Annotated in this window: 20 protein-coding genes and 1 pseudogene; 13 read left to right on the forward strand and 8 right to left on the reverse strand. The window is 64.4% G+C overall.

Annotated features, from left to right (window positions below; all coding sequences use genetic code 11):
* Positions 1-234 precede the first annotated feature (234 nt).
* Positions 235-1,146: a LysR family transcriptional regulator gene (locus IT40_RS21035; RefSeq protein ID WP_036759416.1), complete on the reverse strand. Its 912-nt coding sequence runs from the start codon at positions 1,144-1,146 to the stop codon at positions 235-237.
* Between the two features lie 166 nt (positions 1,147-1,312).
* On the opposite strand from IT40_RS21035, the pseudogene IT40_RS30240 reads away from it, so the two are divergent.
* Positions 1,313-1,666, forward strand: a pseudogene (locus tag IT40_RS30240) (aldehyde dehydrogenase family protein).
* A gap of 287 nt (positions 1,667-1,953) precedes the next feature.
* Here IT40_RS30240 and IT40_RS21040 read toward each other — a convergent pair.
* From IT40_RS21040 to IT40_RS21050, 3 genes are read right to left on the reverse strand one after another with little or no spacing between them, the layout of a single operon-like run.
* Positions 1,954-2,988: an Ldh family oxidoreductase gene (locus IT40_RS21040; RefSeq protein ID WP_244274046.1), complete on the reverse strand. Its 1,035-nt coding sequence runs from the start codon at positions 2,986-2,988 to the stop codon at positions 1,954-1,956.
* A complete protein-coding gene (locus IT40_RS21045) occupies positions 2,937-3,878 on the reverse strand; it encodes a hydroxyacid dehydrogenase (protein ID WP_036759419.1) in 942 nt (313 codons plus the stop codon). The genes IT40_RS21040 and IT40_RS21045 overlap by 52 nt, the downstream gene beginning before the upstream one ends.
* A gap of 56 nt (positions 3,879-3,934) precedes the next feature.
* A complete protein-coding gene (locus IT40_RS21050; protein ID WP_208021411.1) occupies positions 3,935-4,951 on the reverse strand; it encodes a tripartite tricarboxylate transporter substrate-binding protein in 1,017 nt (338 codons plus the stop codon).
* Between the two features lie 48 nt (positions 4,952-4,999).
* Here IT40_RS21050 and IT40_RS21055 point away from each other — a divergent pair, with 48 nt between their 5' ends.
* From IT40_RS21055 to IT40_RS21065, 3 genes are all read left to right on the forward strand, one after another.
* A complete protein-coding gene (locus IT40_RS21055; RefSeq protein ID WP_208021410.1) occupies positions 5,000-5,728 on the forward strand; it encodes a tripartite tricarboxylate transporter TctB family protein in 729 nt (242 codons plus the stop codon).
* Entirely contained in the window at positions 5,728-7,233 is a 1,506-nt protein-coding gene (locus IT40_RS21060) for a tripartite tricarboxylate transporter permease (RefSeq protein ID WP_208021409.1), read from the forward strand. The genes IT40_RS21055 and IT40_RS21060 overlap by 1 nt, the downstream gene beginning before the upstream one ends.
* 233 nt (positions 7,234-7,466) lie before the next feature.
* Positions 7,467-8,189, forward strand: a complete 723-nt coding sequence (locus IT40_RS21065; RefSeq protein ID WP_036759425.1) for a GntR family transcriptional regulator — start codon at positions 7,467-7,469, stop codon at positions 8,187-8,189.
* A 72-nt stretch (positions 8,190-8,261) separates the two neighbouring features.
* Here the strand turns inward: IT40_RS21065 and IT40_RS21070 are convergent, their stop codons facing one another.
* The 3 genes from IT40_RS21070 to hisD are packed head-to-tail and all read right to left on the reverse strand — an operon-like array spanning position 8,262 to position 11,300.
* On the reverse strand, positions 8,262-9,239 hold the full coding sequence (locus IT40_RS21070) for a zinc-dependent alcohol dehydrogenase (RefSeq protein ID WP_036759426.1): 978 nt from the start codon (positions 9,237-9,239) through the stop codon (positions 8,262-8,264).
* Positions 9,236-10,006, reverse strand: coding sequence for an SDR family NAD(P)-dependent oxidoreductase (locus IT40_RS21075; RefSeq protein WP_036759428.1), 771 nt, complete (start codon positions 10,004-10,006; stop codon positions 9,236-9,238). The genes IT40_RS21070 and IT40_RS21075 overlap by 4 nt, the downstream gene beginning before the upstream one ends.
* Positions 9,993-11,300: a histidinol dehydrogenase gene (gene hisD, locus IT40_RS21080; protein WP_036759430.1), complete on the reverse strand. Its 1,308-nt coding sequence runs from the start codon at positions 11,298-11,300 to the stop codon at positions 9,993-9,995. Before hisD ends, IT40_RS21075 begins: the two co-directional genes overlap by 14 nt.
* Positions 11,301-11,498: 198 nt before the next feature.
* Here hisD and IT40_RS21085 point away from each other — a divergent pair, with 198 nt between their 5' ends.
* The 5 genes from IT40_RS21085 (at position 11,499) to IT40_RS21105 (ending at position 16,174) form a co-directional block, all read left to right on the forward strand.
* Positions 11,499-12,524, forward strand: coding sequence for a LacI family DNA-binding transcriptional regulator (locus IT40_RS21085; protein ID WP_036759431.1), 1,026 nt, complete (start codon positions 11,499-11,501; stop codon positions 12,522-12,524).
* A 195-nt stretch (positions 12,525-12,719) separates the two neighbouring features.
* Positions 12,720-13,499, forward strand: coding sequence for an ABC transporter permease (locus tag IT40_RS21090; RefSeq protein WP_036759434.1), 780 nt, complete (start codon positions 12,720-12,722; stop codon positions 13,497-13,499).
* Positions 13,500-13,504: 5 nt separating this feature from the next.
* On the forward strand, positions 13,505-14,287 hold the full coding sequence (locus IT40_RS21095; RefSeq protein ID WP_036759445.1) for an ABC transporter permease: 783 nt from the start codon (positions 13,505-13,507) through the stop codon (positions 14,285-14,287).
* Between the two features lie 18 nt (positions 14,288-14,305).
* The gene (locus IT40_RS21100; protein WP_036759435.1) at positions 14,306-15,103 is read left to right on the forward strand and encodes an ABC transporter ATP-binding protein; all 798 of its coding nucleotides are present in this window, start codon (positions 14,306-14,308) and stop codon (positions 15,101-15,103) included.
* Positions 15,104-15,148: 45 nt separating this feature from the next.
* The gene (locus IT40_RS21105; protein WP_036759436.1) at positions 15,149-16,174 is read left to right on the forward strand and encodes an ABC transporter substrate-binding protein; all 1,026 of its coding nucleotides are present in this window, start codon (positions 15,149-15,151) and stop codon (positions 16,172-16,174) included.
* 66 nt (positions 16,175-16,240) lie between these two features.
* On the opposite strand, the gene IT40_RS21110 is transcribed toward IT40_RS21105, so the two are convergent.
* A complete protein-coding gene (locus tag IT40_RS21110) occupies positions 16,241-16,942 on the reverse strand; it encodes a GntR family transcriptional regulator (RefSeq protein ID WP_052096201.1) in 702 nt (233 codons plus the stop codon).
* A 142-nt stretch (positions 16,943-17,084) separates the two neighbouring features.
* On the opposite strand from IT40_RS21110, the gene IT40_RS21115 reads away from it, so the two are divergent.
* The 4 genes from IT40_RS21115 to IT40_RS27930 form a co-directional block, all read left to right on the forward strand.
* Entirely contained in the window at positions 17,085-17,375 is a 291-nt protein-coding gene (locus tag IT40_RS21115) for a UxaA family hydrolase (RefSeq protein ID WP_036759437.1), read from the forward strand.
* A gap of 3 nt (positions 17,376-17,378) precedes the next feature.
* On the forward strand, positions 17,379-18,560 hold the full coding sequence (locus IT40_RS21120) for a UxaA family hydrolase (protein ID WP_036759439.1): 1,182 nt from the start codon (positions 17,379-17,381) through the stop codon (positions 18,558-18,560).
* 180 nt (positions 18,561-18,740) lie between these two features.
* Positions 18,741-19,787: a YeiH family protein gene (locus IT40_RS21125; protein ID WP_036759441.1), complete on the forward strand. Its 1,047-nt coding sequence runs from the start codon at positions 18,741-18,743 to the stop codon at positions 19,785-19,787.
* A 20-nt stretch (positions 19,788-19,807) separates the two neighbouring features.
* Positions 19,808-19,952: biotin carboxylase N-terminal domain-containing protein (locus tag IT40_RS27930; RefSeq protein ID WP_244274048.1), on the forward strand; the 145-nt coding region annotated here is incomplete at its 3' end.

Genomic DNA, 19,952 nt, shown 5'->3' on the forward strand with positions numbered 1-19,952 from the left:
TCCTTGCCGGATATGCGAGTGAAATCGCGCTGCCTTTCAAGGCAGGGCGGGTGAGGCCATTCGGGGTGATCCGGGCAGGTGATAGATGATCGGTCATGATTGCTTTCGGGTCGATGCGGCGGCCAGCCACAATTTCTTCTTACAGTCATGTAAATAAAATCTTATATTATTTACATATACTTAAGATGCGCGCCCCGCAGCGGCAATGCAAGTGCAACCTTCCCTTGCGGTACGTCACGAGATCCGGGCGATCGTCTCGGGCGAGAAGATACCCACCTCGACGGCGCGCTCCATCGCGCGGGCGATCTCGCCCAGGACGCGGTTCTTGGTGCTGTCTTTGCGCTGCACCAGCCCTAGGTGCCGCATGGGGGCGTCTTTGGGCGCCAGCGGGATGCGCCGCAAGGGAGGCGGATTGGCGATCCTGACGCAGGATTCCGGCACGATCGAGACGCCCAGCCCGGCCAGTGCCATGCTGTAGATCGATTCCAGCCCGGCCAGTTCCATGCTGTCGTTCACGGCGATCTTGTGGGCCAGCAGCCATTTCTCGATGGACGAGCCTACCACGGCATCGCGGGTGAACCGGATGAAAGGGTTTTCATTCAGGATCCTGACCGGGTCGTCGTCCTTGATCTGTTCGGAACAGATCAGGACCAGTTCCTCGGAGGCGATGGGATGCCAGATCAACTCACGCGGCAGCATGTCGGGCTTGGAGATCAGCGCGCCATCAAGTGCGTTTCGCTCGACTTGGTGGATCAGCGGGATGGACAGGCCAGGGAACAGCCCCACGTGCAGTTCCGGGCATTTCGCTTTCAGCATGGCGGTGGCAAAGGGCACCAACCCGATCAGCGTCGTCGGCACCGCGCCCAAGTTGAAATCGCCTTTGAGGCCATCGTCGCCCAGAACCGACGGCACGATGTCGTCATAGGCGCGCACCACCTCGCGCGCCTTGGCCAGCAGCGCCCGCCCGATCGGGGTTAGTTCCGGGGTGCGTTTCGAGCGATCGAAGACCGCGACCTGCCATTCCGCCTCCAGCGCGCGCATCTGCTGGCTGACGGCGGCATGTGTGACGAAAACCGCATCTGCGGCGGCGCTGAATGTGCCGTGATCGGCAACGGCGATGAGTGTTCTAAGTATTCGTATGGACATGGCGGCCCTCCATGCCAAAAAACAATAGTTATACTTACATTTAATGCAATCATAATTTTATTTGATTTAGATATACTTTCACTTCAGATCAGGCAGGGGATGCAAGCTCATTCAGCAGCCAGCAAGAGGGAACCGATGGGGGGGCGCTTTTCAAACGACCCGCGCTTTGCGGCAGCGGGCCTGTTTCGCGGGGGCGTGGCGTAGCTCGTCGGACAGTGCAAGCATCGCCGTCACCTGCCCCGCGACGGGCGAGCATATCGGTGACGTGCCGCGACTGACGCGCGAGGCTGCCGCCCTGGCCATCGAGGCTGCCGCAACGGCCTTCACCGAATGATCTGCCCGCACCGCCGCACAGCGGGCGCAGATCCTGAAGCGCTGGCACGCGCTGATCCTGCAAGAGCGCGAGGGGTTGGCGCAGATCCTGACCCTGGAACAGGGCAAGCCGCTGGCGGAATCACGTGTGGAAATCGACATCAGCGCCGCCTGTGTCGAATGGTTCGCCGAGGCCCACCAGCAATGACAGGATGAGCAAGACGGAAAGGGTCATGCGGGTGGGCCTTCGCTGCCAGGCGGTTACATGGAACGGGTGTGGGAGCACCGAAGGCTCGCCAGATTCTCACATCAAGATGCTGCTCGCTTCCACGTCACGGGAACCGCAGAGAGACCGTTGGCGAGCGCAAACCCGAGGCAAGGCGCGCCCGCCTTCCATCTTTATCGGGGCCTGCAAGTCAAATCGCGGGTCCCCGATCGTTCGTGCAGGCAATGCTGGTTGTCGTATGGCTCCTTGCCAGAGCCATGCGATTTGATTCACGCGATTCTGGACAGCAGCGTCTCGGGCAGTTCGATCCCTTCGGCGGCGGCCTTCCGGCGTTGAGCAATGCGTCGCGAGCCGGGGATGCGGGCGTTTTGCTGCGCTTCAATGGCGGCGGCCAGGTGCTCGACATGGCTCAGCGTGCTCGATCCACCCAGAACCCGGGGGTCGAGGGTGATGATCAACTGCCCCGTGGAGGGTGGCCCGCCCTGGTCGTCGAGGAAAGACGAGGCGTTGGCCGCGTATTGCGCCCCCGTCAGCCCCGCTGCCAGCAGTTCGACCATCAGCGCCAGTGCCGTGCCCTTGGCATCGCCAAGCGGCAGCATGGTTCCCGCCAGCGCTGCGACCGGATCGGTGGTCGGCTGGCCCTGGGCATCAAGCGCCCAGCCCTCGGGGATCGGCGTGCCCTTTTGCTTGGCCGCCATGATATTGCCACGCGCCACCTTGGAGAGCGACATATCGATGACGATCGGTGCGCCGTTTGTGCGTGGGCAGGCGAAGGCAATGGGATTGGTGCCGAACAAGGCGGTGGTGCCGCCCCATGGCGCGATGGCCGCAGGGGTATTGGCGAATAGCAGGGCCGCCAGTCCTTGTTCGGCCAGCCGCTCGACCACGAGCCCAGCTGCCCCGCAATGATGCGAGCGATGGATCGAGGCGGCGGCGATGCCGGTTTCCCGTGCGATGGCGGGAAGCTGCTCGACCGCAAGATCGAGGGCCGGATAGGCGAAGCCATGGGCGGCGTCGATGCGCAAGACCGAGGTCGCGACGCTCTCGGCCACAGGGACGGCGCTGGGGTCGATCTTGCCGCTGCGCACCTGCGAGAGATAGCTGGGCAGGCGCGACAATCCGTGGCCCTTCAGCCCGTCGGCCTCGGCCCCGACCAGGGCACATGCTACGGACAGGGCCGCTTGTTCGGCAACCCCCTCGCCCCGGAGGGCGGCGGCAACGGCGGCCTGCGCCTGTGCAATGGATGCTTTCGTCATGCCTGTTCCCGCTCCAGATGGTCGAGGACATTCCTGACCGTCAGCCACGAAACCCGGTCGTTCGATTCCACCGTGACGCCGGCGATATGGGGTGTCAGCACCAGGTTGGGCACGTCGGCGAAGGCTGCGCCTGCCTCGGCGTTCAGCGGCTCGGTCTCGAACACGTCGAGGGCGGCACCGCCAAGCGTTCCGCTTTTCAGCGCGGCGACGGTCGCGGCCTCGTCCACGACGCCGCCGCGCGCCGCATTGATCAGGATCGCGTCGTTGCGCATGCGCGAAATCGCCGCCGCATCGATCATTCGCCGGGTGTCTGCGGTCAGCGGCACATGTAGCGAGACCACGTCCGATCCGGCCAGCAGGTCATCAAGGGACAGCGGTGTGACCTTGCCCCAGCTCTGGGTCCAGACCGGGCTGTCGGCCGTCAGGAAGGGATCATAAGCCACCACCGTCATGCCAAGAGCTACGGCCCGCTGAGCCGTCGCCCGTGCGATGCTGCCAAAGCCGATCAGGCCCAGCACCTTGCCGGAAATCTCGCGCCCGGTCAGGCGGTTGCGCGGCCATGTTCCGGCTACCAGATCGGCATTCGCGCGATAGGCCCCCCGCAACAGCAGCATGGCAGTGCCGATGACATATTCCGCCACCGAATCGTCGTTCGCGCCCATGGCGGGGCAGACCGCGATTCCTCGCGCCTTGCAGGCTTCCATGTCGATATTGTCCAGCCCGACGCCCAGGCGGCCGACAACGTGCAGATGGGGTGCAAGATCCAGCAAGGCCGGGCGGACCTGCGTGCGGTTGCGCACGATCAGCGCGCGGGCATGGGCCAGATGGCCCGCCAGTTCGTCGGGCTTGTCGACGAGCATGGGGTCATAGACCACATCCCGACCGGAAAGGCCTTCGCGAACGGCGGCCTCGTCCATGAATTCCGTAATGACTATCATAGTGGTTCCTCAACAAGAGCAGATAGGAACCAGGCGGTTTTCCCGCCCGGTCGGGTTCATTCGGCCTGGTTGCCCAGAACCCGTTGCCATGTCGCGATCTCGGCCTGCAGCTTTTCATCATGGGCAGCGGGGCTGCGTTGATCGGTAGGGAAAGGTGCGGTGCCAACCGCGGCGAAGCGGTCCACAATTTTCTGGTCGTCGAGGGCGACCTGCAACGCGGCGTTCAGCGTTTCGACGATCTCGGGCGGCGTGCCGGCGGGTGCGTAAAGCCCGTGCCAGATGGTGAAGTCGAATCCGTCCAGGCCCAGTTCCTGCAAGGCGGGCAGATCCTTCAATGCCTCCAGCCGATCGGCCGAGGTGACGGCGTAGCCCTTGACCGTGCCGCCTTCGAGCTGCGGGATCGCGGTTGTGGACTGGTCGCACATCACGTCGATGCTGCCAGCCATCAGGTCGTTCATCGCCGGCCCGGTGCCCTGATAGGCGGCAAGCGTGAACTTGGCGTCCATCGCATTTTGCAGCAGCACCGCGCAGAGATGCGAATTCGATCCGACGCCGGCATGGCCCACGGAAATATCCTCGCCGCCTTCCTTCATCCGTTGGATCAGGGTGGCGGCGTCGGGGGCGTCGAAATCCTTACGGGCCAGCAGGACCATCGGACCTTGATTGATCATCCCGATCGGGGCGAAAGCCGTCGCGGTGTCATAGGTCAGGTTGGGATAGAGGGTCTCGCCCGCCGCCAGTGAGACATGCGCGATCAGCAGCGTATAGCCGTCTGGATCGGCACGGGCCACGCGCGCCGCGCCAAGGGTGCCGCCGGCACCGCCTACGCTTTCGACCACCAGTTGCTGGCCCAGCGTTCCCGACATCGACTGGCCGACCAGACGCGCGATGGCGTCGCTTGGCCCGCCCGCAGCGAAAGGCACGACCAGGTTGACGGGACGTTCAGGATAGGTTTGCGCCCCTACCATCCCCGCCGCGAACGTAGCTGCGGTCGAGACAAGCACACGCAGAAAATTCCGCATGGATATTCCTCCCATGTTGTTGCTCCCGCTCCTCCCCGGAGCGGCCGGCACCTCTGTGCCGTCTTGCTCTTATATCATATCTCTTATATAAAACTATAGATGATTGACCGAGATGAACGTCTGCTGTGGAGGGCGGCGTGCAACCGGGATCACATATCAGGGAGGAGAATAAATATGTCTCAAGACCCATCGCAGCCAACACAGTCCGAGACAATGAGGCCCCCCGGAAAGGGTAGGGGTCGGCTGCTGAATCAGAGCTTTATCGGAGGGTTATGCCTGCTTGGGCTGGCTGGTAGTGCCTTCCTGGCCATGGGGGATCTGGCCAGCGGCAGCTTGCGGGCGATGGGTCCGGGCGGGATGCCGCGCGGCACGGCCTGGCTGATTGCCGTGATTGGGGCGGGGATGGTCGTCGCCGGCATTTTCCGCGGCGGTGAGGCGATTCCGCGAATCTCGGTGCGCGGGCCTGTCATCATCATGCTGGCCCTGGTCGTTTTCGCCTTCACGATAAGACCGACGCCCATCGGCTCGTTCACCACGCCTGGCATCGGCATCGTCGGAGCGGGACCGCTTGCCGTCCTGATCGCGGGCTTTGCCGAGCGGGACCGCGACTGGCTCGACCTTGCGATTCTTGCCGCGGCGCTGACGGCGTTCTGCATTCTGCTGTTCGGCTATCTGCTGAACCTGCCGATGCCCGCCTTTCCCGTGTCCTGGCTGAAATATTTCCCGGGCTGGAGCCAAAGGCAGGTGATGCTGCTGGTCTCGGGGGCGCTGCTGGTCGTTGCGCTGGCCTTATATCTTGTCCGGCGGCGCCGCGGAGGGAATGCCTGATGGAGCTTATCCAGAACCTTGGGCTGGGCTTTGCAGTCGCGCTGTCGCTGCAGAATCTGGGACTTTGCCTGCTGGGCTGCTTGGTCGGGACGTTGATCGGCGTGCTGCCGGGGGTGGGGCCCATCGCGACCATTGCCATGCTGCTGCCGATCACCTTCGGGCTGGATCCAGCGGGCGCGCTGATCATGCTGGCCGGTATCTATTACGGCGCGCAATACGGTGGCTCGACCACCGCCATCCTGGTCAATATCCCCGGCGAGGCCACTGCCGTCGTCACCACGCTGGACGGGCATGCGATGGCGCAGCGTGGACGGGCGGGGATCGCGCTGGGGATTGCGGCGATCGGGTCTTTCTTCGCCGGAACCGTGGCCACATTGATTATTGCCGCCCTTGGGCGACCCTTGACCGAACTGGCGATGCTGTTCAGGCCGGCCGAGTATTTCTCGCTGATGCTGATGGGGCTTGTGCTTGCCGTGGTGCTGGCCAGCGGTTCCGTCATCCGGGCGATCGGCATGGTGCTGGTGGGCGTATTGTTGTCTTGCGTCGGCACCGACATCGAGACCGGAGAAGCGCGGATGACACTCGGCTGGTTCTCACTTGCCGACGGGATCGATTTTTCCGTGCTGGCGATGGGGATCTTCGGCATCGCCGAGATCCTGCGCAACCTGGAAGTGACCGAGGCGCGAGACGTGGTGCGCGCCCGCATCGGCCGCCTGCTGCCGGGGCGCGAGGAAATGAGGCAGAGCGCCAAGCCCATCATGCGCGGCACGGTCCTGGGGGCCATCCTGGGACTATTGCCGGGCAATGGCGCGGTGCTGGGACCCTTTGCCAGCTATGCGGTGGAAAAGCGTCTGGCAAAGGATCCTTCGCGCTTCGGCAAGGGCGCAATCGAGGGCGTTGCAGGACCGGAATCGGCTAATAACGCGGGCGCACAGACCTCGTTCATCCCGATGCTGACGCTCGGCATTCCGCCCAACGCCGTCATGGCGTTGATGGTCGGCGCCATGACCATCTTCGGCATCGTGCCTGGGCCCCAGGTCATCACCGCGCATCCGCAACTGTTCTGGGGCATGATTGCCTCGATGTGGCTTGGCAACCTGATGCTGCTGCTGATCAACCTGCCGATGGTCGGGCTTTGGGTGCGGCTGCTGAAAGTGCCTTACCGGCTGATGTATCCGACCATTCTGGTCTTTTGCAGCGTGGGGATCTATTCGATCAACTCGCAGATCACGGATGTGCTGTTCATCGGCTTCTTCGGCTATGTCGGCTATGTGCTGGTCAAGGTTGGGTTCGAACCAGCACCCTTGCTGTTGGGTTTCGTGTTGGGATCGTTGATGGAGGAAAACCTGCGCCGGGCACTGGTCCTGTCGCGTGGCGATCCCTGGGTGTTCGTCACCAGCCCGATCAGCGCGGTTCTGTTGCTGATCTCGGTCGTAGTGCTGGTGCTGGCGTTGCTGCCCAGCGTCAGGCGTGAACGAGACGAGGTTTTCGCGGAGGCAGATTAAGCCGTCCGTCCTGAACAACCCCGAGGGTGTTGGTCGCGTTGGTCGTGGCGATCTGCTTGAAATACAAGAAAGCCCGGATCTGTGGTTCGGGCTTTCTGCTTCTTTTCGCTGTGCATGGGGCACCAGCCCCGAGCTTGTTATGTGGCCTGGATCTTATATATTATAAGATTACTGGAGGTATGCCGTTCCCGCAAAGCGAGCGGAAATCTGCGCCTTGTAACCGAGGAGTTCCGATGTCCGACGATCTTGTCGCCGCCAAGCCCCTTTACGCGCAGGTGCGCGACCAGCTTACGCGGCGATTGGTGTCGGGGGAATGGGTGCCGGGCATGCTGATCCCCAGCGAACATGAACTCGCCCGGCAGCTTCGCGTCAGCCAGGGCACGGTGCGCAAGGCGCTGGACGCGATGACGATGGACAATCTTCTGGTCCGGCGGCAGGGGCGCGGCACCTTCGTATCCCAGCCCGAGGATCCCAAGCTGCTGTTCCAGTTCTTCCGCCTGACGGCCGACGGCAAGGAGGCGGAGTTTCCTCTTTCCCAGATGCTGGGGAACGCCGAGGTGCCGGCCCCGCAAGAGGTTGCCGAGCCGCTGGGACTGGCCGAGGGCGCCCCGGTCGTTCGGATCGAGCGGGTGCGCTTGATGGCGGGCGCCCCGGTCATCAACGAGGTCTTGTGGCTGCCCGCCGCGCGCTTCGCCGGACTGGCCGGGCTCGATGGCATTCCCAACAACATCTACAAGCTTCTGTCGGCGAAATGGGGCGTGACGATCGCCCGAGCGGACGAGCAGCTGCGCGCCACGCTGGCCGATGCGCAGGATGCCGAGCGGCTGGGTTGCGCGGTCGGGCATCCGCTGATCGCTATCCAGCGGATCGCCTATGACCTCGAGGACAAGGCGGTGGAGCTGCGCCAGTCGCGCTGCCTGACCGATGCCGTGCATTACTCGGTCAGCTTGCGTTGATCCGGCATGCAACCGCGGCCCGGCGTCCCGATACCGTAAAGGTCCGTTGACGGTATCGGGACGGTGCCGGGCCTAGGGAACCAGCACGACCTTGGGCGAGGCAATGGCATTGCCGACCATGCCGGCGAAGGCCGCGGAGCCATCGGCCAGGTCCCGGATGTCGGTCCAGTCGCAACGCCCGAGGCGGCCCTCGATGATCGCGGCGGTGCATTCCTCGAAGTCGCTGTGGCTATAGGTATAGGTGCCTATGAAGGTGATCTCCTGCAGCGTCATGCGCCGGATGTTCAGCCCGTCGGTCGCCTGCCCAAGGCCGATATGCAGGATGACCCCGCCGGGCCGCACCGTTTCGGAAGCCACCGCGCGGGTAGCGCCGAAGCCTGCCGCGTCGATCACCAGGTCGGGGGCAGCGCCAGACGGCGCACGTTCGACGACGGGGAAATCGTCGATCTCGGTCAAACGCTGGCGGCGGATGGCGTTCGGCTCGACGATGGTGACGTCGGTGCTGCCCAGGGCACGAGCGGCCAGGGCCGCACCGAAGCCGATCGCACCGCCGCCCAGGATCAGCACCCGCGTCGCCGGGCCGCCCAGGACGCGGTTGCCCAGCTTGACCGCGTGCCAGCCGCAGGCCAGCGGCTCGGCCAGGCAGGCGACGGTCGCCGGCAGGGCATCTGGAATGGCGACGAGGTTGCGCTCGGGCGAGGTGATGAATTCCGCGAACCCCCCCTCGCGCGGCGGCATCGAGATGATCTGCCGCTCGGGGCAGAGGTTGTCGCGCCCCTCTCGGCAGGCGGGGCAGGTGCCGCAGGTCGCCAGCGGGTTGACGGTGACGCGCTGGCCGGTGCGGGCGCCGCTGGCGATGGTGCCCGCGACCTCGTGGCCCAGGATCAGCGGCGCCGGGCGGCGCTCGTCATGGCCCAGATAGGCGTGGATGTCCGAGCCGCAGATGCCGACGGCATCGACGCGCACCAGAACCTCGCCCGGCTTGGGGACGGGGTCCGGCACCTGTCGCATTTCCAGCGCGCGTTCCCCCGTATAGACCAGAGCTTTCATTTCGCGGTAAATCCCCCATCAACCATCAGGATCTGCCCGGTCACATAGGCGGACGCTTCCGAGCAGAGGAAAAGCAGCGGCCCGTCCATGTCCTCGGGCTCGCCATTGCGGCCCAGGCAGGTCTGCGCCGCATTCCGTGCGGCCAATCCTTCGTCGGCAAAGACCGCCGCGGTCAGTTCCGTGCGAAAGAAGCCCGGCCCCAGCGCATTGGCGGTGATGCCCGAACCCGACCATGCCTCGGCCATGGCGCGCGTCATCTGCGCCACGCCGCCCTTGGAAGCGCCATAGGCAATCCCGGCGGCAAAGGCGCGGAAGGATTGCAGCGAGGCGAAGTTGACGATCCGGCCCCAGCCCTTTTCCTTCATCGCAGGCACCAGCGCCTGTGCCAGGAAGAAAGGCGTCGACAGGTTCAGCGCCAGCGTCAGATCCCAGCCCTGCGGCGTCACCTTGTCCGCATGTTCGCGCGTGTTCACCCCCGCCGCGTTGACCAGGATGTCCGGCGCGCCGAAGGCCGCTGCCGCGTCCTGGGCGATCCGGGCCAGGCGGTCGCGATCGGCCAGGTCGGCGGCGAGGGGCCGGATGCGCCCTTCGCCCTGCCTGGCCAGCTCGGCCAGCTCGGCTTCGCGCCGGGCGATGGCGACGACCCTTGCGCCACGGCGGGCGAGGGTCAGGGCAGCTTGCCGCCCCAGCCCGCTGCTGGCCCCGGTCACGCAGGCGATCCGGCCTTCGACGGAAAACAGCTCCTGTTCCATGTCAGGCGCTGGCATTCAGTTCGAACCGGGCTTCGGGAAAGTATTTCTTCAGCCGGATGTCAGCGGTGCGGGCGTGCCCTTCCATCCCCTCCAGGCGCGAGATGCGGGCTGTCGCCTCGGCGATGGGGCGGGCGCCTTCGCGGGTCGCGCGCTGCCAGGTCACGACCTTCATGTATTTGTGGACGGAAAGCCCGCCCGTATAGCGTGCCGCGCCCGAGGTCGGCAGGACGTGGTTCGGCCCCGAAGCCTTGTCGCCGAATGCGACCGTGGTTTCCTCGCCCAGGAAAAGCGAGCCGTAGCATTGCAGGCGCTTGAGCCACCAATCCAGGTCGGCCGCCTGCACGGTCAGGTGTTCGGGCGCATAGTCGTCGGACGTCGCCGCCATTTCCTCGCGATCCGCGCAAAGGATCACCTCGGCATAGTCGCGCCATGCCGCCTCGGCGTTCATGCGGTTGACCTCGGGCAGGTCGGCGATCAGTTCCGGAACTAGTTTCAGGACGGCTTGTGCAAGCTTTTCATCGTCGGTGACGAGCCAGACGGGCGAGTTGTAGCCATGCTCGGCCTGGCCCACGAGGTCGGCGGCGACCACCAGCGGATCGGCGCTGGCATCGGCCAGGATCAGGCTGTCGGTCGGGCCGGCGAACATGTCGATGCCGACGCGGCCGAACATGATGCGCTTGGCCTCGGCCACGAACTGGTTGCCGGGACCGACCAGGATGTCGGCCGGGGGGCAATCGAAAAGGCCGAAGGCCATGGCGGCGATGCCTTGCACGCCGCCAAGCGCCAGGATGCGATCCGCCCCGCACAGATCGGCAGTATAGACGATCGCCGGATTGATGCCGACGCCGGGACGCGGGGGCGAGCAGGCGGTGACGTGCTGGCAACCCGCGACCTTGGCCGTCGTGACCGTCATGATCGCCGAGGCGACATGGCTGTAGCGCCCGCCCGGCACGTAGCAGCCGACCGAACGGCAGGGGATGCTGCGCTGCCCGGTGGTCAGGCCCGGCACCAGCTCCAGCGAGAAGTCGCGCAGCGAATCGCGTTGCGCCTCGGCAAAGCGGCGGACGTTGTCATGGGCGAACTTGATGTCGTCCTGCAGCTTTTGCGGAACCTTGGCCTTGGCCGCCTCGATCTCGTCCCGCGTCAGGACGATGTTGCCGTCGTATTTGTCCAGCTCGAGCGCGTATTTGCGGGCGGCTGCCTCGCCGCCCTGCTCGATGTCGCCAAGGATCTTCTGGACGATCTCGCGGGTCTCGCCGGCGTCGGTGGTCGCGGTCTTCGGCGCTTTCTTCAGATAGTGCAGAGCCATGAAATTCTCCGGGTTTTCGTGATCGGCCTTGTGCTTCGACGGCTCTGATCGAGCCGGTTGCGAAGCGTCCTCCTCTTGGCCATGGCGTGATGTAAGCGCTTTCATTTAGGCGATGCAAGCTTTTCTCAACGGTTCTGGTCAAATTATTCGCTTGCTGCGAAAGTGGCTGCCGATGCGCAGATCCAGCGAGGACAGGTTGTGAGCGAGAAAACGGTGCATGCGACGGTGGACGATGTGGCGGCGCTTGCGGGCGTGTCCACCGCGACCGTCTCGCGCTGCCTGAACGCCCCCGACCGCGTGGTGCCGGCGACGCGGGAAAAGGTCATGGAGGCGATTCGCGCCCTGAACTATTCCCCGAATTTCGGCGCCCGTGCCTTGGCGTCGCGGCGGACGGGCATTATCGGCGCAGTGATCCCGACGCTGGAGAACGCGGTCTTCGCGCATGGGATCGACGCCTTCGAACGCTCGCTTTCGCCGGGAAAGTTCGCGCTGCTTGTCGCCTCTTGCGGCTATGACCCGGAACGCGAAAAGCAGCAGATCGAGGCCCTGGTCGCGCGGGGAGCGGATGGTTTGCTGCTGGTCGGTTTCGATCGCGATCCCGCGATCTATGAATGGTTGGCCATCCGCAAGGTGCCTTACGTGCTGGCCTGGGCCTGCGGCGATTCGCACCCTTACGCGGGCTTCGACAACGTGGCAGGCATGGCTGCGATGGTGCGCATGGTTCTGGACCTGGGCCACAGGAACGTCGCGATGATCTCGGGGCTGACCCAGGGCAACGACCGGGCCAGGGGACGACTGGAGGGCGCCCGCGACCTGCTGGCGGGCGAGGGGCTTGCCTTCCGCGGAGTGGCCGAGGTGCCATACGGCCTGGAAAGCGGGGCAAGGGCCTTTGCGGAACTGATGGCGGATCGCAGCATCACCGCCGTCATCTGCGGCAACGATGTGCTTGCCGCCGGCGCCCTGCGCGCTGCGCATCGCATGGGGTTGCGCGTGCCCAGGGACGTGACGATCACCGGCTTCGACGACATCGACATCGCCTCGATCACCTTTCCCGAACTGACGACCGTGCGGGTTCCGCATACCCGCATGGGCGAGCAGGCGGCCGCCCTGCTGCAGCAGCTTATCGAGGGCAAGCGCGGCGAAAGCGTGCTTTTGCCGACCGAGATCGTTGCGCGGGGCACCCATGCGCCGCCGACGGCGCGAAGGCGATTCGCCAAGGCGTAATGCCCTGCCACGAAAACCCCGCGCTGGGCCGACCCAAGGCACGGCCGGATTCAACATGCTTATAACAAATGATAAAATATTGAATCGCCTTGATCTCTTCTGGATCCCGCGCGTCTTTTGACGCGGCCGGATTGGAAAAAGATTGACTGTCCCAGGCATCTATGTAACCGCTTACATAGCTAAGGGAGGACGAGGATGTCACGCAAGGCAGTGGTGGGTGGCGCGACCATATTCGCGGCTCTTGCCCTTTGGTATGTTGCGACTTCGGTGACGCAGATGATCTCACCGGGCCGGTTTCCCTCGCCGGCGGACACCTGGGCGGCTTTCGGCCAGATCACCGGCGTCGGCTATGCCAATGGGGTGCTGATCGACCATGTCCTGCGCTCGGTCACGCTGGTCACGCTGGGCTTTCTGGTCGCGATCTGCACCGGGGTTCCCCTGGGCTTGTGGATGGGCTGGAGCCGCAAGGCCGAGGCGCTGATCAACCCGGTCTTCCTGATCATCCGCCCGATCCCGCCGCTGGCCTGGATCCCGCTGGCCATCCTGTGGCTGGGGCTGGGTGACATGGCCAAGATCCTGGTGATCTGGTTCGCCGCCTTCGTGCCCTCGGTCATCAACGCCTATGCGGGCGTGCGCAACCTCGACAAGACCCTGATCGAGGCGGCGCAGATGCTGGGCACGCCCTTCCTGACCTTCGTGCGCGAGATTCTGTTGCCGGGCGCCAGTCCGATGATCTTTACCGGGTTGCGGCTGTCCCTGCAGGCGTCCTGGACCACGCTGGTCGCAGCCGAGCTGGTCGGGGCGATGACCGGGCTGGGCCGGGTGCTGAACGCGGCGCAGCAGGATCTTTACCCCGGAATGATCCTGGTTGGGATGATCGTGGTGACGCTTTGCGGCTGGCTGATGACCGCGGCCCTGGGCGTCGCGGAGCGTCGCGCGCTTTCGTGGAATACCGCCTCGCAGGCAGGGGAATGAGGGACATGCGGATCTTCGACACCAACAACACCGTGGTTCTGGGGCTGATCGGATTCGGCGGCTTCCTGGCGGTCTGGACATTGCTCAGCCTTTCGGGGCTTATCCCCAGCCTGTTCCTGCCGTCGCCCGCCGCCGTGGTCGAGCGTTTCGTCTATCTGCTGAACCACAGGTTCGCCGGCGGCACCCTGGTCGACCATCTGGGGGCCAGCATGCTGCGCTTTGCGGGCGGCTTCGGCCTGGCGGTTCTGGTCGGCATCCCGCTGGGCCTGCTCATGGGCTGGTTCCGGCTGCTCGACGACATCGTGACGCCGCTGTTCGATGCGGTCCGCTTCATCGCGCCGATCGCCTGGGTGCCCTTTGCCGCGCTGTGGTTCGGCACCGGCATCGGCGGGCCGATCATGATCATCTTTGCCGGCGCCTTCCCGCCCTGCCTGATCAACGCCTATCGCGGCGCGAAATTCGCCGACCCCCGCCTGATCGAGGCGGCGCGCATGCTGGGCACCCCGGACCGGCGGATGATCACCGAGATCCTGCTGCCCTCGGCCGTGCCCTCGATCATCGCCGGGCTGCGCATCTCGGCCGGGCTGGGCTGGCAGTCGCTGGTGGGGGCCGAGCTGATCGTCGCCTCGACCGGGATCGGCTACATGATGGTGCAGGGGCAGGGGAACGTTTCGACCACCACGGTCATGGCCGGGATGATCGGCATCGGCATCATCGGGCTTGTCATCGACGTCGTCCTGCGCCGGGTCGAGGAAGCGATCCTGCGCCGCCGTGGTCTCTCAGCATAATTCGAAAGGAATGGACGAATGGGAGCGATCCGCTTCGACAATGTCGGCCGCATCTATGGCAACAAGCAGGACGGTTTCGAGGCGCTGAAGGGCGTCGAGCTGGAAATCGCCGACAAGGAATTCATGGCGGTGGTCGGCCCTTCGGGCTGCGGCAAGACGACCTGCCTGCGCTTTGTCGCCGGGTTCGACCGCCCCACCTCGGGCATGGTCAGCGTGGACGGGGTCAAGGTGACGAAGCCCGGCCCCGACCGCGCCGTGGTGTTCCAGCAATTCGCGCTGATGCCCTGGAAGACGGTGCGCGAGAACATCGAGCTGGGCCTGCGCAACAAGGGCGTGCCCAGGGCCGAGCGCAGGGAACGCATCGACCGCATCCTGGCGCTGATGAACCTGACCGGCTATGCCGATGCCTTCCCCCACCAACTGTCGGGGGGCATGCAGCAGCGCGTCTCGATCGCGCGGGCCTATGTGCTGGACCCCGAGGTTCTGCTGATGGACGAACCCTTCGGCGCGCTCGACGCCCAGACCCGCGTCGTCATGCAGGAGGAGCTGGTGCGCTTGGCGCGGCGCAACCCGCGCACGGTCATGTTCATCACCCATGCCGTCGAGGAGGCCGTGTATCTGGCCGACCGCGTGGCGATCATGGCCCGCCAGCCGGGACGGGTGAAGGAAATCATCGACATCCGCTCGATCCGCGAGGCCGAGCGCTGGGACGACCACGAAAAGATCGAGGACGTGATGGACCTGGAAAGCTTCGTCCATCTGCGCACCCAGATATGGCGCAGCCTGCGCCAGGAAAAGGCGATGGAAATCGCCTGAGCAAGAACCAATCGATAACGGAAACAAGTTCCTGGGAGGAAAAACATGAGAACCGGCATTTGCGCGGGCCTTGCCCTTGGCATGGCGATGGCAGGCGGGGCGGCCAGCGCCGAAGCGATCCGCGTCAGCTATCAGCCATCGCTTTATTGGGCGCTGCCCTTCCATGTGGCGAGCGAGAAGGGCTGGTGGACCGAGGTTGAGCTGGAGCCCGAATTCGTCACCTTCCCGGCGGGCGCGCCGCAGATCGCCGCCGCGCAGGCGAAGGACTGGGATGTCGGCGGCACCGGCTCGGTCCCCGCGATCCTGGGGGCCTCCCGCTTCGGGCTGAAGACCATCGGCCTGACCAACGACGAATCGCGCACCAACGCGATCATGACCGCCAAGGCCGACATCGAGGCGGTGAAGGCCGATCCCGGTGTGATCAAAAGCCTGCTGGTCACGACCAATTCGACCGCAGATTTCACCGCCCGCGCCTGCCTTGAGAAATGGGGTATCGATCCGGCCTCGGTCGAATTCGTGAATTTGGCCCAGGCGCAGATCATCTCGGCCGTGATCAGCGGCAACGGCCGCTTTGCCGGGGTTTGGGCGCCGAACACCTATACGCTGCAGGAACGTGCGGAATACGACTATCTGTGTTCCGGCGCCGATGCCGACGCCATCGTTCCCGGCGCGCTGGTCGTGCGCGAGGATTTCGCTTCGCAGAACCCCGAGGCGGTTCAGAAATTCCTGGCCGTCTATCTGAAGAGCATTCGCTGGATCAAGGCCAACCCGGAAGAGGCCAGGGAGATGCTGGTCGATTTCTATTCGGAGGGCGGGGTCGAGATCTCGGACGCCGGCGCGAAGGCCGAATTCGAACTGCGCCCGACCTTCACCCTGGACGAACAGCTTGCGCTTATGGCGCGGGAAGGCGGCGCATCGGAGGTCGATGGCTGGATGACGCGCATCGGCGAGTTCATGACGAGTGTCGGCACCATCCCGCAGGCGCCCGAGGCCGAAGGCTATATCGACCCCAGCTATCTGCAGGGCGTAAAGGAAAACACGGCGCTGGCCGAATTCGTCGACGCCGATTGAGTGACGCTTCCCCCGAAGCGCAAATGGCCGGGCGATGTCCCGGCCATTTTTCGTCCTGCGCCCGCCTCAGGTCAGCGACACCTGATAGGCCAGGCTGTCGGTCCGACACAGGCTGCGCCTCCGCTCGACCGGATGTCCCATGATGTCGAAGGCCACGCGGTCCACGCAGAGCAGCGGCGTCCCGGTGCCGACATTCAGGGCTGCGGCGGACTCGCCATCGGCCAGGACCGCGGAAATCGATTCGTCAGCGCGCAGGATGATGCAGCCGTAGTTCTGCTGATACAGCACATAGAGCGTGTTCGGCAGCGGTGCGCGCTGGTCGAGGCCGACAAAGCGGCTTGCCGAAACTACCGCCGTTTCCAGCACGCTGGGCACGCCTTTGAGGCTGCGCACGCGACGGATCTCATAGACGTTCTTCGGCTCGCCATCCAACCCCTTGCGCTCAGCCGCCAGGGCGCGGCGGTTCGTCACCACCTCGCTGACCAGTTCGGGGCGGATCATCTGCCCGTCCGGCTGCCGCAAGCGAAAAAAATTGAACAACGAACTGTCCGGTGTCCGGGCCGTGACGAAGGTGCCACGCCCCTGTTCGCGCCGGACGATGCCATGCTGCTCCAGCATCATCAGCGACTTGCGCGCGGTTCCCTGCGACACGCCCGTTTCGGCGGCAATCTGCATCTCGCTTGGCAGCATCGAGCCCGGCAACAACTCGCCAGACGAGATCTGCGCCACGATTCTGTCGATCACTTTCTGGTAGAGGGGTGCGGCCATGTCCGGGTCCTTCAGGTTTGCCCACACCTATCATGCGGGCTGCGTGTCGCACAAGAAATCATGAAATAAGTCTTGTATAAGATGTCATGTATATGATAACTGTTGCCTCGTAGATTCATGCTGCTATCCAGAGGAGGGGCACTTGAGGAATATTCCACAACTTCTTGTCCACGATCATGCGGACAACGTTGGTGTCGTCGTGGTCGAGGATCTGAAGGCGGGCACCGAGATGCTGTGCGTCGTGACGTCCGACAACTCGGACTTTCGCCTGACCGCCAAGGCCGACATTCCTATCGGCCACAAGGTGGCGCTGAAGGCGCTGAAGGCCGGCGATACGGTCATCAAGTATCACGAGGACATCGGCAAGATGGTCGGCGATGCCGAGGTTGGCGGCCACGTCCATACCCACAACTGCAAAACGAAACGGTGGTAAGTCATGGCTCTTGATTTCAGCAATGCGACCGTCAAGGCATGGCGTCGCGAGAATGGCCGCGTCGGCGTGCGCAACCACGTCCTGATCCTGCCGGTCGATGACATCTCGAACGCGGCCTGCGAGGCGGTGGCCAACAACGTCAAGGGCACGCTGGCCATCCCGCACGCCTATGGCCGCCTGCAATTCGGCGAGGATCTGGAGCTGCACTTCCGCACCATCATCGGCACCGGCGCGAACCCCAACGTCGCCGCGGTGGTGGTGATCGGGATCGAGCCGGAATGGACGCAGGTGATCGTCGACGGCATCGCCAAGACCGGCAAGCCCGTCACCGGCTTCTCGATCGAGCAGAAGGGCGACTTCGAAACCATCCGCCAGGCCGGCTGGAAGGCCAAGGAATATGTCCACTGGGCGTCCGAACTGCAAAAGGAAGACTGCCCGATCTCGGACCTGTGGATCTCGACCAAATGCGGCGAAAGCGACACGACCACTGGCCTGTCGTCCTGCCCGACGGTCGGCAACATGTATGACAAGCTCTTGCCGCAGGGCATCTATGGCTGCTTCGGCGAGACCTCCGAAATCACCGGGGCCGAGCATATCTGCGAAAAGCGCGCCGCCAATCCCGAAGCGGCCGCCAAGTTCAAGAAGATCTGGCAAGCCTATTCGGACGACGTGATCTTCGCCCACCAGACCGACGACCTTTCGGACAGCCAGCCGACCAAGGGCAACATTCTTGGCGGCCTGACCACCATCGAGGAAAAGGCGCTCGGGAACCTGGAAAAGATCGGGCGCACCTCGACTTATATCGACGCCATGGGGCCTGCCGAAACGCCGTCCAAGGGGCCGGGCCTCTATTTCATGGACAGCTCTTCCGCGGCGGCGGAATGCGTCACGCTGATGGCGGCGGGCGGCTATGTCATCCACACCTTCCCCACCGGGCAGGGCAACGTGGTCGGCAACCCCATCGTTCCGGTCATCAAGATCTCGGGCAACCCGCGCACCCTGCGCACCATGTCCGAACATATCGACGTGGACGTGACCGGCGTGCTGACGCGCGAGATGACCATCGACCAGGCGGGCGATGCGCTGATCGAAATGATCATCCGCACGGCGAATGGCCGCATGACGGCTGCCGAGGCCCTGGGCCATCGCGAATTCTCGATGACCAAGCTCTATCGCAGCGCCTGAGCGATCATTGACGAACGCCAGCCCTGCCGTGGCGGGGCTGGCGGATGCCCTTGGCTCCATCGTTCTCTTCCTGCCGCTTCGTGCGGCCAAAAGGCGGCGGCACATGCCGTTAGTGACGGACGCGCCGTAGGACATTGCGTCCGGCGGTTACTCCTCATTTGATGCTCGGATCCAATCCAAATGGTAGAATCAGCAAACCAAGCGCGATCATCAGGACGCGCGGGACGGTGGAAGCAGACCGGGGCGAAGCTGTTTCCCGGCATTGCCGTCTCGCTGCTCGTGGCGGTCACGGCGCAGTTCCTGTCCGACCATTATGGCGCCCCTGCCATGCTGCTGGCCTTGCTGATGGGGCTGGCACTGAATTTCCTGGCCGAGGAAGGCACGCGCACCAAGTCGGGGATCGAATATTCGGCCCGCACGGTATTGCGGCTGGGTGTCGCACTGCTCGGGGCGCGCATTTCGGTCGACATGCTGACGGAACTCGGCGGCGTGATGATCCTGCTGGTCATCGGCGGCGTGGTCGCGACGATCCTGTTCGGAATGGTGGCGGCCAGGTTCTTCGGCAGGGGTTGGCGCATGGCACTGCTTTCCGGCGGTGCAGTGGCGATCTGTGGCGCTTCCGCCGCCATGGCCATTGCGGCGGTCCTGCCGAAAACCGACAAATCCGAACGCAATCTGGCCTTTACCGTCATGGCGGTGACGGTGCTGTCTACCATCGCCATGATCGCCTATCCGCCGCTGTCGTCCTGGTTCGGCTTCACGCCGTTGGAATCGGGTGTCTTTCTCGGCGGGACGATTCACGATGTTGCGCAGGTGGTCGGGGCAGGCTTCTCGGTCAGCCCCGAGGTCGGCGAGACGGCGACCGTGGTCAAGCTCATCCGGGTCTCGATGCTGGCGCCCGTGGTGCTGGTCTTTTCCCTGGCGATCCGCGCCGGCAGGCTGGATGCCGATGCGCCGGGCGGCACCAGGCCGCCCCTGCTGCCGTCCTTCGTCATCTGGTTTCTGGTGCTGGCCGGGCTGAACTCCTTCGGGTTCATCCCCGTATCGGTCTCCTACCTGGCCGAGCAACTCAGCCGCTGGGCCTTGCTGGCGGCGATCGCTGCCGTGGGGATCAAGACGTCGCTGGTGCGCATGATGGAGGTCGGCGGCACCGCAATCGGCCTCGTCGTGGTCGAGACCGTTTTCCTGGCCGGTTTCGTTCTGGCCGGCGTCCACCTGATTGGCTGAAGGCATCGCTGATGCGGATGATGTTCCGGAAGATATTAGTAGCGAACCGTGGTGAGATAGCGATCCGCGTGATGCGGGCTGCGAACGAGTTGGGCAAGAAGACGGTCGCGGTCTATGCCGAGGAAGACAAGCTGAGCCTGCACCGCTTCAAGGCGGACGAGGCCT

The organism is Paracoccus versutus (genome assembly GCF_000763885.1).
Lineage (GTDB): Bacteria > Pseudomonadota > Alphaproteobacteria > Rhodobacterales > Rhodobacteraceae > Paracoccus > Paracoccus versutus.